Source organism: Skermanella stibiiresistens SB22 (assembly GCF_000576635.1).
Taxonomy (GTDB): Bacteria; Pseudomonadota; Alphaproteobacteria; order Azospirillales; family Azospirillaceae; genus Skermanella; species Skermanella stibiiresistens.
Map to the genome: position 1 here is coordinate 41,431 of NZ_AVFL01000014.1, position 14,133 is coordinate 55,563.

Genomic DNA, 14,133 nt, shown 5'->3' on the forward strand with positions numbered 1-14,133 from the left:
GACCCTACCGGCTTTGGACCGACTTTGTGAAGCTTTGCGGGAAATCGAAATCAGGGATCCGCCAAAGCTTCCAGTTCCGTCAAAGCGCCCGTGTCCCGCCGGGACCGCAGCGTGATCTGGAGATCGATCGCAGCCTGCATCTGGGCGGCGGTGATCGGCTTGTGGGCGACTCCATAGCCTCGGCTCACGATATCCGCCACGATGTCCTGCCCGGTTTCGCCGGTCAGCACGATCCCAGGGACGGCGCGGCCAAGATGGTCGTGGATGCGTCTCAGGCAGTCGGTGCCGACTTGACCGTTCCGCAGCCGGTAATCCGTGACGATGATGTCCGGGACGCGCCCAGCCCATTCCTGGGCCAGCCGATCCAAACCGGCCAAGGCCTCCTCGGCGGAGGAGGCCGCGAGCACCTCGTAGCCCCAGTCCTCCAGCATCGCGCGTATGCCCATCAGCACGATGGCGTCGTCATCGATGGCGATCGCGAGCTTGCCGTGCCCCGCCAAGCGGGCCGTCACGTCGGGGCTTGGGATCGCCTGCCACGAACCCGCCTCGACACGGCGCTCCGCCAGGGGCAGCGAGAGCGAGAAGATGGAACCGGCACCGGGAATGGATCGGACCTCCACGGGATGGCCGAGCAGTCTGGAAAGACGTTGGACGATGGCCAACCCCAGTCCCAATCCCTGGCTCCGGTCCCGTTCCAGATTGCCGATCTGATGGAACTCCTCCCAGATCCGGTCGAGTTGATCGGGTGGAATGCCGATGCCGGTGTCCGCGACCTCGATGCGGACACCGTCCGCCGCGGCTTGACATCGGATCCGAACCTCGCCGGCGTCCGTGTAGCGGATCGCGTTCTCCATCAGATTGCGGATGATCCGGCTCAACAGCGTGCGGTCGCTCCGCACCGCGACATCGCAGGCGCCGTCGCGCGACAGCTTCAACCCCTTGGCCGCGGCGGCGGGCGCGAAGCAGGAGGCGATCTCGTCGATCAGGGGGCCAACGGGAATGTCGCTCATATCGGGAACGACGGCGCCGGCATCCAGCTTGGAGACGTCGAGCAGGCTGTCGAGCAGGGCCTTCAGGGCATCGAGTCCTTGACCCAGCCGCCCCAGGAGGTCGCGCCCGGCGGCGTCCTGGACGTGGCGGTCAAGGGCGCTGGAGACGAAGAACAGGGATTGGATCGGTTGGCGCAGGTCATGGCTCGCGGCGGCCAGGAATTTGGATTTCGCGAGGTTGGCCCGCTCCGCCTCCTCCTTCGCCCCCGCGAGTCGCGCCTCCCACGCCTTGGACGCCCCGATGTCCTTGAACGCCACCAGCGCCCCGGTGATGCGCCCGTCGCCGGCCCGGATCGGGGCGCCGCTGACGCTGATCCAGGTCATGGATCCGTCGCCGCGCCGGTAACGGACCTCCACGGCCTGCAGCTCCTCGCCGCGGAGCGCGCGGGCGAGGGGATAGTCCTCGGCGGGCAGCGGCGTGTCGTCGCTTCGGCAGGCGCCCCAGCCGGAATAGGCCTCGGCGTTCGGCGTCTCCATCACGGGATGTCCCAGGATGCGTTCGACCTGCGGATTGCCCAGGACGACCCGCCCGTCCGGAGCGCTCGCCATCACCAGACCCACCGGCATGGTGTCAATGATCGCCCGGAGGTAGAGACGTTTCGTCTCCAGCCTGCCGATCATGTCCTCGCGTTCGCGCTCCGCCGCGCGGCGCTCCGTGATGTCGCGCATGATCCCGGTAAAGAAGCGGCGCTCGCCGGCCCGCCACTCGGCGATCGACAGTTCCAGGGGGAACAGGGAACCGTCCTTGCGAAGGCCCTCGACTTCGCGACCGATGCCGATGATCTTGCGTTCGCCCGTCCGCCGGTAGTTCGAGAGGTATCCGTCGTGGCGGTCCCGGTGATGGCTGGGCATCAGCTTCTTGACGTTGGACCCGATGACCTCGTCGGCGCTGTGGCCGAAGATGCGCTCGGCGGCCGGATTGAAGGATTGGACCGTCCCGATCTCGTCTATCACCACGATGGCGTCGACGGCGCTGTCGACGATGGAACGGTATCGCGCCTCCGCGTGCTGGGATGCCCGCGAGGCGTCGAAGATGGTCGAACTGGCATCGGCGACGGCGTTCCACAAGCGTTCGATTTCGATGATCGGAATCGGCCGGGGCTTTCCAATGGGGCGCAGGTCGGTCAGGGCGCGTCCAGCCTCGGCCAGGGCTTCCATCGGTCCGAGGATGCGTTGGCAAAGCGCCCGTCCCAGCGCCAGCGACGTGACGATAAGCAAGGCGGCGAGGCAGCCCGCGAGCCATAGCGTGTTGTGGAGGGGTCGGTTGATGTCGGCGGTCGGAGCGCCGACGAACAAGGTCCAGCCACTCAACGACGAGAACTGATAGGCGCTGACCAGCTCGCTGCCTTCCAGGGAGAGCCCCTGGGCCATGCCATTGGGCTGCTGGTCACGTGCCTCCGCCAGCCATTCCGGCATCCTCCGGCCGACGAAGGTGTCCGGATCGCGGTTGCGCGCGATGAAGCTTCCCCGCCGGTCGATCGCGGCGACGACCAACCCGTCCCTGTCGCTGAATTGGGTGAGCAAGCGCGACCACGCCTGGGGGCGGATGAAGGCGGCCAGCAGATAGCGGACCTGCCCGTCTCGGAACACCGGGACCACCTGGGCGATGCCGGCTTGGCCGGACAGACTGCCGGTATAGAGATCGGAGATCATCGGCTGGCCGCTCGTCGCGACCTCCCGCAGGAATTCGAGATTGCCGCTCCGGGGCGATGGCTCCCCGAATTGCGTTCCGGTGTGGATCAGCGGATGCCCCGACGGATCGAGCAGGACGACATTCTGCCAGTTGGCATGAAGGTGCCGGGCCAGCACCGCGCGCTCGCGAAAGCCCCGCAGATCGTCATCGACCAAGGTCTCGGTGACCGCCAACCCCTGCAGGGCCTCGAAGTTCGCGGTCACCTCGCGGTCGACCGTCAGCGCCAGGGCTCGAGCGGTTTCCCGCAATCCTTGCTCGACGCTTGCCCGCCGCTCGGTCGCGAGCCAAGCGGTCAAGGTTCCACCGAGGATCAGCATCGGCAGCAGTGTCACCAGCACCAAGGCCAGGAGGTGCCGTCGGAGAGGCATGGAGGGAAGGCGAAACGATGACGTGATAGGCATGGCACGAACTGGTTCCGGAAGTCCCAAGCTTGTGGCTATCCTGGTTAATTATTCGTAACCGAACCTTTTCAGATCCATTGGACGACGCTGATGGGAACCCATCATCCCCGCTCTGGTTGTACCGTCATGAGATTGGCTTCTGTGGGGGAGTCTGGTCGAAATACAAGCTTGGGGAGGGCCCCGGATGCGGATACCACGGATAGTCGGCGGTGCGGTGGCGTTGGCCGTTTTGGGCGCCGCCGGTTTTACGGCAATCGCTTGGCGTTCCGGAATCGAACCGATCGACCCTCCCGCCAGCGCCTCCTTCGATCCAGTCCAGGTGGCCGAAGGGGCGAGGCTTGCGGCGATCGGCAATTGCATGCAGTGCCATACGGCACCTGATGGCAAACCGTTCGCCGGAGGTTATCCGCTGAAGACTCCGTTCGGAACCATCTTCGGCACCAACATCACTCCCGACCCCGAAACCGGGATCGGAAGTTGGTCGGAGGCGGCTTTTCAGCGTGCCATGGCGGAAGGTGTCGACCGCGCCGGATCGCATCTGTACCCAGGCTTTCCCTATGATCACTTCACCAAGGTGACCGAACGGGACAACAGGGCGCTCTACGCGTTCCTGATGACGCGTGAGCCGGTTGCGGCCGACGCCCCGCCCAATCAGCTGCCATGGCCCCTGACTTTCCGTCCCCTGCTGGCCGGGTGGAAACTGCTATTCCTGGAGACGGGCGAGTTCCGTCCCGATCCGTCCAAGCCGGAGGATTGGAACCGGGGCGCTTATCTGGTCGAGGGTTTGTCCCATTGCGGGGCTTGCCACACGCCCCGCAATGCGCTCGGTGCCGAGGAAAAGGATAAATCCTTCGGTGGCGGCGAGTCCGACGGCTGGCACGCGCCGGCGTTGAACCAAGCGTCGACCGCGCCAGTCCCCTGGACCAAGGACAGCCTCTACTCCTATCTCCGGACAGGAGTCAGCGCGGACCATGCCGTCGCCTCCGGACCGATGGCGCCGGTCGTGAGGAACCTCTCCCGCGTTCCCGACACCGATGTCCAGGCCATCGCGACCTATGTCGCCGACCGGATGGGCGCCAGGGAAGCCCCAGCGGACCCGCCCACGCCAGCCGCGGAGGCGCCGCGCCAGCCGGAGGGCCGCGCCGCGACGATCTATCGGGGAGCCTGCGCCACCTGCCACGACGCCAATGGTCCCCTCCAGTTCGCCTCACCGGTTGGCCTGGACCGGGCGACCTCGCTGGCCCAGCCGGATCCCCGCAACGCGATCCAGGTCATCCTGCATGGTGTGGAGACGCCCGACGCCAAGGCGGCACCCTTGATGCCGGGATTCGCGAACGCGCTGACGAACGCCCAAGTCGCCGATCTGGCCGCGTATCTCCGCACCCGGTTCACCGGGCAACCGGTCTGGGACGACCTCGAGGCGGAAGTCGGGCGCGCGCGAACTGGCGACTCATCTGAATAAGCGTGCCGGAACAGGAGACGAGTCCATGATCACACTGTCGGTCAATGGCCGGGACCACCAGATCGACGCGGATCCCGCGACGCCGCTGCTCTACGTCCTGCGCGACGATCTTCACCTGAACGCGGCGAAGTTCGGCTGTGGCCTGGGGCAATGCGGCTCTTGCATGGTGCTGGCGGACGGATTGCCGGTGGTGTCCTGCGTCACCCCGGTCGTGGCTCTGGAGGGAAGGCGGATCCGCACCGTCGAAGGCTTGGGCGGCGCCGATGATCCCGGCCCGGTTCAGCGCGCCTTCATCGATGAACAGGCGGCCCAGTGCGGCTATTGCATCCCCGGCTTCATCATCAGCGCCCAGGCGCTGCTGGAGCGGACGCCTTCGCCATCCGATGCCGAGATCCGAACCGCACTGAAGCCCAACCTATGCCGGTGCGGCACCCATATCCGAATTCTCCGGGCCGTGCGGCGGGCCGCCGACGCGATGCGGACCTCCGTTGCGGCGAATCCGGGCGGGGAGGGCGGGCAGTGAAGCACTCCAAAGGATCCCCGCCCGAGCTGTCGCGTCGCGCTTTCCTGGGAGGCGGCGCGCTGTTGGTCGGTTTCACGCTGATGCCGGGCCGCCTGTTGGCCCAGGCACCGCGGGAAGCCAAAGGTGGCGGCGATGTCGGGCTGCCGAAGGCGCTGGGCGCCGATCCGGCGCTGGAGTCCTGGATCAGGATCGACGCCGACGGGGCCATCACGGTCTTCACCGGCAAGGCGGAACTGGGGCAGGGAATCCGGACCGCCCTGATCCAGGTGGCGGCGGAGGAGCTGTCGGTCACGCCCGCCGACATCACCCTGGTCACCGCCGATACCGGCAGGACCCCGAACGAGAGTTTCACCGCCGGCAGCCAGTCGATGCAGGAAAGCGGCACCGCGATCCTCCACGCGGCGGCGCAAGTCCGCGCCATCCTGCTGGGTTTGGCGGCCGAGCGGCTGGGCTTGCCCGCCGAACGGCTGACCATCGCGAATGCCGCCGTCACGGCACCGGGCGGCGGTTCGCTGGGCTTTGGCGAGCTGGTGGCCGATGGGGGGCTGAGGGAGGCGACGGCGCGGCCGGGCACGGCCCTCAAGCCGGTGGCCGACTACACGGTGATCGGCCAGGGTGTGCGGCGGATCGACATCCCCGCCAAGGTGACCGGAGGACCCGCCTATGTTCAGGATCTCCGCTTGCCTGGGATGGTCCACGCCCGCGTTGTTCGCCCGCCAAGTCCAAGCGCCCGCCTGCGCGGGGTCGACACCGGAGAGGTCGAGCGGATGCCGGGCGTCGTCGGCGTCCACCGCGACGGCGATTATCTCGCCGTCGTCGCCGAGCGGGAGTGGCAGGCGATCACCGCGAGCCGCGCGCTCGCCAGCGCCGCCGTTTGGGACGAGCGCCCCAGCCTGCCGGACGAGAACGACATCTTCGACACCTTGCTCGGTCTTCGATCCGAGGACACGGTGATCCATGACAGGCGATTGGCTGGGACGGGTGCCGCCGGTGGTGGCCGGAGACTCTCGGCCGAGTTCCGGCGCGGATACCAGATCCATGGCTCGATCGGTCCGTCCTGCGCCGTTGGATTGTTCGAGGATGGCGGGATGACGGTTTGGTCGCATGCCCAGGGCATGTTTCCCTTGCGCGCCGCCTTGGTCGAGATGCTGGGGCTGCCGGAGGATCGGGTCCGCTGCATCCATGTCGAGGGCTCCGGCTGCTATGGCCACAACGGGGCCGACGACGCCGGCGCCGACGCGGCCTTGCTGGCGCGGGCGTTTCCCGGGCGGCCGGTGCGCGTGCAATGGATGCGGGAGGACGAGCACGCCTGGGAGCCCTTCGGTCCCGCCATGGTGTCGCGGGCGTCGGGATCGGTGGGTCGGGACGGCGGGATCGCCGACCTGACCTACGAGGTCTGGAGCAACGCCCATTCCACCCGGCCCGGTGGCGCCGGCGCGCTGATGCCAGCTTGGCATCTGGCCCAACCGTTCGAACCGGATCCGCCGAAACCCATCCCCCAGCCGGCGGGGGGCGGCGACCGCAACGCCATTCCGCTCTACGCCATCCCCAATGCCCGCATAGTCCACCACTTCCTGCCGGAGATGCCGCTCCGGGTGTCGGCCCTGCGGGGTCTCGGCGCCTACATGAACGTCTTCTCCCTGGAGAGTTTCATGGATGAGCTGGCGCGGGAGGCCGGGACCGACCCCGTCGAGTTCCGCCTGCGGCATCTGGACGACCCGCGGGCGCGGGATGTCGTCACCCTGGCTGCCGAGCGGTTCGGTTGGTCCGCCGCGAGGTTGCCCTCCGGGCACGGCCGGGGCTTCGGATTCGCCCGCTACAAGAACCTCGCCGCCTATTGCGCCGTCGCCGTCGAGGTCATGGTCGCGCGGGAAACCGGCGCCACCCGGTTGCTGCGCGCGGTGGCGGCGATCGACAGCGGGCAGGCGGTGAACCCCGACGGCATCCGCAACCAGACGGAGGGCGGCATCATCCAATCCGCCAGTTGGACCTTGATGGAACGGGCGAGGTTCGACCGGACGCGCGTCACCAGCCTGGACTGGAGCGGGTATCCGATCCTGCGGTTCGACCAGGTGCCGGAAAGCGTCGACGTCCATGTCATCGACCGTCCCGGTTCGCCCTTTCTGGGAACCGGCGAGGCGGCGCAGGGACCGACGGCCGGCGCGATCGCGAACGCCGTGGCCGACGCCACCGGCGCGCGCCTGCGCGAACTGCCCTTGACCAGCGACCGGGTCAAGGCCGCCATCGGCGTCTGAGCGCCGCTTCGCGAGGGGCCCCCGCCACAACGAAAAACGCCGCCGCCTTTCGGCGGCGGCGGAGTTTTCGATCCCGGGACGATGCCCCGGGGTCGAGGGGGGATCAGGTGGTGGCCGGACCGACCGCTGGGGTCTGGCCGATGTTGTTGGCGATCCTGTATTCCTGCTCGTTCCGGGCGTGGTGGCGGGCCAGCATGGGCCTCAGCACGATCAGGGCGCAGGCGGCGGAGCAAAGATCCATGATGGCGACCGTGTAGAGGACGCTGGACCACGTTCCGGTGGCCTCCATCAGCAGGTTCCCCAAGGGGACCAGCAAAGCCGCGACACCCTTGGCGCAGTACAGGACGCCATAGATCTTGCCGACGTGCTTGGTGCCGAAGGCGTCACCGGCGGTGGCGCTGAACAAGCTGTAGACTTCGCCCCAGGCCAGGAACACGACGCCGCTCAGGATGAGGAAGGCGTACGGGTTGTGGCCGAAGTAGCCGAGCGCGACGATGCCGATACCTTCCATCGTGAAGGCGATGAACATGGTCTTCTCACGACCGATGTGGTCGGAGATCCAGCCGAAGATGGGACGCGACAAGCCGTTCATGACCCGGTCGAGCATCAGGGCGAAGGGCAGGGCGGCCATGGTGAAGAAGTACAAGTTGACCGGGAATTCCTTGACCCCAAGGTCATGGGCGATCAAGCCGAGCTGCGCCACCGCCATCAGGCCGCCGGTCACGGTCAGGACGAACATGGCCAGCATGACGTAGAACACGGGGGTGCGCAGCGCCTCGCCGAGCGTGTAGTCGCGGCGGGACTGGGCGACCTTGTTCGAGTACTTGACCTCGCCTTCGCGGGGCGACTTCAGGAACCAGGCGGCGATGAAGATGATCGTGCCCTGGACCACGCCGAAGAAGAAGAAGGCGCTCTGGAAACCGGTGCTCGCGATCATGCTGGCGATCGGCAGGATGGTCAGCGCCGAACCCGCGCCGTAGCCACCGGCGGTCAGGCCGACGGCCAAGCCGCGGCGATCCGGGAACCACTTCAAGGCGTTGTTGATGCAGGTGGCGTAGACGCAGCCGACGCCCATGCCGCCGATCGCGGCGCCGATGTAGAAGCCCGTCAGCGTCGTGGCATAGGAGTTGACGACCCAGGCCAGGCCGGTCAACACGCCGCCGACGGCGACCATCACCTTGGGGCCGTATTTGTCGATGAAATAGCCTTCCAGCGGCGTCAGCCAGGTCTGGACCACGACGAAGATCGTGAAGGCCGCCTGAATCGAAGCGCGTGTCCATCCGTAGGTCGCTTGGATCTCCGGCACGAACAGTGTCCAGGCGTATTGGATGTTCGCCGTCGCGACCATACAGATGACGCCGACGACCAACTGTAGCCAGCGAACCCGGGCGGCGTCCGGCGCCAGCCCTTTTCCTTGTTGATCAACCGATGTATGCATCGGACATTTCCTCCGTGTGGATGGACAGCCATTGGTCCGGTGTTTTTTGTCCTTCCGAAGGGATTTCATCCCGCGACGACATCCTCGGCTCCTTGGGTTCCGGGTTGTGGCAACGTGACGCCCTCTGGTGTCTGGTATATTGAATTCCAAACACCAACACTGATGCAATCAGTTTTGTAAGTTTTCCACGATGTGGAACGGAAATATCATAATCATCACCGAATAAGTTGAAAGAGAAACTAACCCAATTATGGGTAAGCGTACCTGACGTATATTTGCGGACGCACGAAAGCCAGCCCCGCTATGCTGCGAGGCCGGCGCGTTGGATCGGGCTTTACTTGACGAAACCGGGAGTTAGATCAGAAGCTCGTCCAGACCATGTCGGAAAGGTTCAGTCCTGGTATGTCGCTGATCAGGATGACGGCGGCATGGCATGCGCCACTCAGCATCCCGAATCCAAGCGTCGTCAGGATAACCTTCCGGCGGACCGTGCTCGTCGGGGGCATCGCCGGATCGGGTGTTCCGGAGCCGGGCTGCCCGTCGGGCGGACTGCGGCGATTTGTCCGGTTGATGTGCACGATTCCTCCCATTCTTTTTTTATGGAAATCATCATCAACGCGGCCGGAGCCAAACGCAATCGGCTCGACGAGGTGACCACCTCGTTTCTCGACTGGCGGAACCCGCTTCTGAGGCGTGGGACCGGATCAGCCCAGATCGCTTGAAACCGCTGGCGCCACGGTGGGATGATAGCCGGCATCCTCCGGTATCCGGAGCCGAGCGCCCTCCGCCGTCTCCACCCATTCCGGGACGATGCGCGGCACGGGCCGCCGCGACGCCTGGTCGATGGCTTCGGCCACGCCCCCGCTGTCGCTCAGGCGTGCCAGGGTCATCCGAGTCGCGAAGATCAGCCGCACCTCGCCCGCGTCGGCGGCCCGCAGGATGGACGCCGGTGATACCCATCGATAGCTCACGATCTCCGATCCGTCGGGCGCGGTCCGCTGATCCGGTGGAGCCTTGGCGACGAAGAATCTCGTGTCGAAGCGCTTGGGCCGGACGACCGGCGTGACCCAGTGCCCGAACTGGGTCAGCAGGTCAGGGGCGGGGGTGAGGTTCTCCAGTTCCAGCATCCGGCCGAACCCGATTTCCCCGTCCAGGATGGCCCGGCGGTACCGGGTGATCAGTTCATCCTGGCGTTGGGAGGAGGGCGGGGCGCCATCGGATTCCCGGACCAGCAGGATGCCGCATTCCTCGAAGGTCTCCCGTATCGCCGCCGATCTCGCCGCCGACACGTCGTCATCCCCGGCCTGACGATCCCCGGCATCGACGCATCCCCCGGGAAAGACCAGGGCGCCGGCGGCGAAACTGGCCGCGCCATGGCGCTCGATCATCAAGGTCTCGAAACCGTGGCGAGTGTCCCGCAGCAGGATCAGTGTCGCCGCTTCCCTCAAGCCGGTCATTCGGCGTCCTTCCTCGTTGCGGCCGTGTCCCGCTCCGAACCGCCGCCATGGGTTTCGACCGTGGCGGCGGTTGGAAAACCCTCGTCAACCGTCAGCGGGCGTCGCGCGTCACCAGCCGACGAAGCCCTCGGCGACCGGGCTCACGACGTCGATGTGGTCGACGACATCCTTGACGCCCTCGACGTTGCGGGCGCCGACAACCAAGGCGTTGCGCTGTGACTCGGTGCGGACGGATCCCCAAAGATGGACCACACCGTCCTTGACCACGACATTCTCGCCGAAATCGGGAGCCCAGGGTTGTTCTGCGTAGGCCGCGAGCACCCGCTCGCGGATCGTCTTGTCATCTACCGAGCCCGTCACCGCTCCCGGTTCCAGCGTCGCCAGAACCCTCATCAGGTTCGCCCTGCTGATGATGCCGACGACATCATGGTCACGCAGGACCGGCACCCGCTTGATCCGACGGCTTTCCATCAGATGCACGACCTCGTTGAGGGGCGCGTTCTCATCGACGCTGATCAGCTTGGCGCTCATCACGTCGCGGACGGTCCGGCCATGCGCCTTGGTGAAGTGCTCCGCTTGGCTGGAGGCTCCGGCGAACAGGCCGAGCCACCACGAGGCGCGCCGCTCGGTACCGGTTTCCGCCCGGCGCAGCAAGTCTCCCTCGCTGATCACGCCGATGACGCGGCCTTGGGGATCGACCACGGGCATGCCGCTGATACGGTGATCGAGCATGCGCTTCGCCGCTTCCGCGACCGTGCTGTCCGCGTCGATCGTGATGACATTGCGGGTCATGATATCGCCGGCTTTCATCGTTTCCTCCGTTTGTTTTGGCGCTGGCATACGAAATACCAACTACCAGAAACCGCCAGGGTCCGTAAGTGGTCAAACGGTCGCGATTGCCGGAGTGATTTTTCAATCCACTCCAGGATTGTTTCCAATATGCGGAGTGCTTTTTCACAAGGTGAGATGTGAACCCCTTGCGCTTGGGCCTGGGAGGGTATTTGGTATCTGTAGTTCTGAATACCGTATACCAGTCGAGTTCAGGTCCCCGCGCGTCGCGACCCCTGAATTCGACGCCCAGACAAGACGACAGACAAATGTCGGTATAGGACAAGGGAGTCGAAATGCTCAATAACCAGAGAACAGCTGCGAGCGCTCCACCCGGCGGTCGTTGGTTACAACTGATCGTGGGCGTGATCTGTATGGCCATGGTGGCCAATCTTCAATATGGCTGGACGCTCTTCGTCACTCCAATGGATGCGAAGCATGGTTGGGGACTAACGGGCATCCAGGTCGCGTTCTCGATCTTCATCGTGACCGAAACCTGGCTGGTGCCGATCGAAGGTTGGTTCGTCGACCGTTACGGTCCCAAGATCGTGACCGTCGCCGGTGGCGTGTTGTGCGGCATCGCCTGGATGCTGAATTCCGTCGCCGAATCCCTGGCGATGCTCTATTTCGCCGCCGCCGTCGGCGGCATGGGAGCGGGCGCCGTGTACGGCACCTGCGTTGGCAACGCCTTGAAGTGGTTCCCCGACCGCCGCGGTTTCGCCGCCGGCGTCACCGCCGCCGGTTTCGGCGCGGGCTCGGCGATCACCATCATTCCGATCGCCAACATGATCGCATCGTCGGGCTATGAGCACACCTTCATGGTGTTCGGCCTGATCCAGGGCGGCACCGTCCTCGTCCTGGCCTTCCTGCTGCGGGCTCCCAAGGCGGAGGAACTGCCAAGCGTCAGCCAAGTCAAGGTCGGCCAAAGCCGCCGCGACTACACGCCGGTCGAGATGGCCAAAACTCCGGTCTTCTGGATCATGTACCTGATGTTCACCATCGTCGCCGCTGGCGGCCTGATGGCGACCGCGCAGATCGGTCCGATCGCCAAGGACTACGGTCTGGCCCAAACCCCGATCACCTTGTTGGGCCTGACCCTGCCGGCGCTGACCTTCGCCCTGGCGATCGACCGGGTGCTGAACGGCGTGACGCGCCCCTTCTTCGGCTGGGTTTCGGACCATATCGGCCGCGAGAACACGATGTTCATCGCCTTCGCCCTGGAGGCGGTCGGCATTCTGGCGCTCGCCAAGTGGGGCCACGACCCGATGGCCTTCGTCTTCCTGACCGGCCTCGTCTTCTTCGCATGGGGCGAGATCTTCAGCCTGTTCCCCGCGACCTGCGGCGACACCTTCGGCTCCAAATACGCCGCCTCGAACGCCGGCCTGCTCTACACCGCCAAGGGTACCGCGGCGCTCCTGGTTCCGATCAGCAGCGTGATCGCGACCGCGACCGGCAGTTGGGACATGGTCTTCGTCCTCGCCTCCGCCGTCAACGCCATCGCGGCGGTCCTGGCGCTGTTCGTCCTGAAGCCCATGCGGGCCCGGGTCATGGAAGCCAACGCCGCCGAGACCTCCATTCCGACATCGCGTCCGGTGACAACGCTCGCCGAATGACGCCAACCAATCCCATCCGTGTGGGACACTTGGGGCCGGTTCCGAAAGGGACCGGCCTTTCTTTTTGACACGGGTGGCGGGGCAGGGGTGATCCGGCAAATGGATCAAAACCGACATCCTTTCCAACCCACTCTCAAAATGCATAATCAATCTTATGGAAATAGCAGACGGGATATAACGATTAGGACGACGCAAAACCCGTCGTCCGGGTCTCCGCGGCTCCGGATATCACGAAGCCGCCGCCTCAAACCGCTCAAACCGGTTTGGATCGCGACTGGATCAGCCAAGCCGCGCCGAACCCCAGGCCGACGGTCAACGCTCCCGCCACGAGGAACAGCGTGCCGAAACCATATGAGTGCGAGATCGCGCCGCCCAGGATCGGTCCGATCCCCTGGCCCATGAAGAACGCCGACGCGAACAGCGCCAGCGCGGAGCCGCGCGCTGTTGGCGCCAGCTCGGTCGCCTGGGTTTGCATGGTGTTGTGCAGCATGTAGAAACCGAAGCCCGCCACCAGGAACAGCACGGAGATCGCCGTCCAGTGCAGCGGCGTCGCGACCAGGATGTAGCACAGGCCGGCGACCAGTCCGCCGACCCTCATCATGCCCCACTGGCCCAGGCTCGCAACCAGACGCCTGACGACGACGCTGTAGACGATGCCACCCACGGCGAAGGCGGAGATCGCGATGCCGGCCTCCATCGACCCGACGGCGCCGTGCGGAACCAGCATGGGGGCGACGAAGGGAAAGACGCCGAAGATCAGGATGCCTTCGCCCGCCACCGTCGCGAAGACGAAGATCGACGTCGGGTTGAGCAGGACGGTGCGGTACCTCTCGATGGAACCCTGGAGCGACAACTCGCCGCGCGCCGTGTCGCCCTTCAGGAAGATCATGGCGAGGATGAACGCCATGCCCGCCACGGCGGAGCACAGTCCGAACACCACACGCCAACCCGTCACTTCGGCCAAGGCGCCCGAGATGGCGGAGCCGGAGAGCTGGCCGAAGATCACGGCGATCAGGAAGCGGCTGATCGAGAACTGGCGCTCCGCGTAGGCGACCCGATCGCCGATCAGGGCCATCGATGCCGGGATGATGCCACCCGCGAAGGCGCCGGCCAAGGCTCTGGCGGCCAGCACCGTTCCATAGCTGGGCGCTACGGCTGACAGCGCCAGTCCGACCGTCAGCACCGCCAGGGATAGTCGGATCAGCCTGATCTTGCCGACCGCGTCGCCGACCGGCCCCAGCACCAGCTGCATGATCGCGTAGGGCAGCGTGTAGGCTGAGGCGAGCAGAGCCGCTTCCCGCAGGGTGATACCGAGGTCCACCGCCAGGACAGGCAACAGCGGATCGGTCACCCGCAGGGACAAGGCGCTGGCGAAACCGGCCAAGCCGAGGATCAGGAGAAAGGGCATGAAACG

At 65.8% G+C, this 14,133-nt stretch carries 9 protein-coding genes; 4 read left to right on the forward strand and 5 right to left on the reverse strand.

Annotated features, from left to right (window positions below):
* Positions 1–50: 50 nt before the first annotated feature.
* A complete protein-coding gene (locus N825_RS37960; protein ID WP_084164868.1) occupies positions 51–3,143 on the reverse strand; it encodes a PAS domain S-box protein in 3,093 nt (1,030 codons plus the stop codon).
* A gap of 184 nt (positions 3,144–3,327) precedes the next feature.
* On the opposite strand from N825_RS37960, the gene N825_RS18835 reads away from it, so the two are divergent.
* From N825_RS18835 to N825_RS18845, 3 genes are read left to right on the forward strand one after another with little or no spacing between them, the layout of a single operon-like run.
* Entirely contained in the window at positions 3,328–4,605 is a 1,278-nt protein-coding gene (locus tag N825_RS18835; protein ID WP_037455420.1) for a c-type cytochrome, read from the forward strand.
* Positions 4,606–4,630: 25 nt separating this feature from the next.
* A complete protein-coding gene (locus N825_RS18840) occupies positions 4,631–5,128 on the forward strand; it encodes a (2Fe-2S)-binding protein (RefSeq protein ID WP_037455423.1) in 498 nt (165 codons plus the stop codon).
* Positions 5,125–7,383: a xanthine dehydrogenase family protein molybdopterin-binding subunit gene (locus N825_RS18845; RefSeq protein ID WP_037455426.1), complete on the forward strand. Its 2,259-nt coding sequence runs from the start codon at positions 5,125–5,127 to the stop codon at positions 7,381–7,383. The genes N825_RS18840 and N825_RS18845 overlap by 4 nt, the downstream gene beginning before the upstream one ends.
* Positions 7,384–7,486: 103 nt before the next feature.
* Here the strand turns inward: N825_RS18845 and oxlT (N825_RS18850) are convergent, their stop codons facing one another.
* From oxlT (N825_RS18850) to N825_RS18865, 3 genes are all read right to left on the reverse strand, one after another.
* Entirely contained in the window at positions 7,487–8,821 is a 1,335-nt protein-coding gene (oxlT, locus tag N825_RS18850) for an oxalate/formate MFS antiporter (protein ID WP_037455428.1), read from the reverse strand.
* Positions 8,822–9,525: 704 nt separating this feature from the next.
* On the reverse strand, positions 9,526–10,278 hold the full coding sequence (locus tag N825_RS18860) for an NUDIX hydrolase (protein ID WP_051512574.1): 753 nt from the start codon (positions 10,276–10,278) through the stop codon (positions 9,526–9,528).
* 108 nt (positions 10,279–10,386) lie between these two features.
* On the reverse strand, positions 10,387–11,088 hold the full coding sequence (locus N825_RS18865) for a CBS domain-containing protein (protein WP_037455433.1): 702 nt from the start codon (positions 11,086–11,088) through the stop codon (positions 10,387–10,389).
* 314 nt (positions 11,089–11,402) lie between these two features.
* Here N825_RS18865 and oxlT (N825_RS18870) point away from each other — a divergent pair, with 314 nt between their 5' ends.
* Entirely contained in the window at positions 11,403–12,719 is a 1,317-nt protein-coding gene (oxlT, locus tag N825_RS18870; RefSeq protein WP_037455436.1) for an oxalate/formate MFS antiporter, read from the forward strand.
* A gap of 253 nt (positions 12,720–12,972) precedes the next feature.
* On the opposite strand, the gene N825_RS18875 is transcribed toward oxlT (N825_RS18870), so the two are convergent.
* The gene (locus tag N825_RS18875) at positions 12,973–14,127 is read right to left on the reverse strand and encodes an MFS transporter (RefSeq protein ID WP_037455438.1); all 1,155 of its coding nucleotides are present in this window, start codon (positions 14,125–14,127) and stop codon (positions 12,973–12,975) included.
* Positions 14,128–14,133 lie beyond the last annotated feature (6 nt).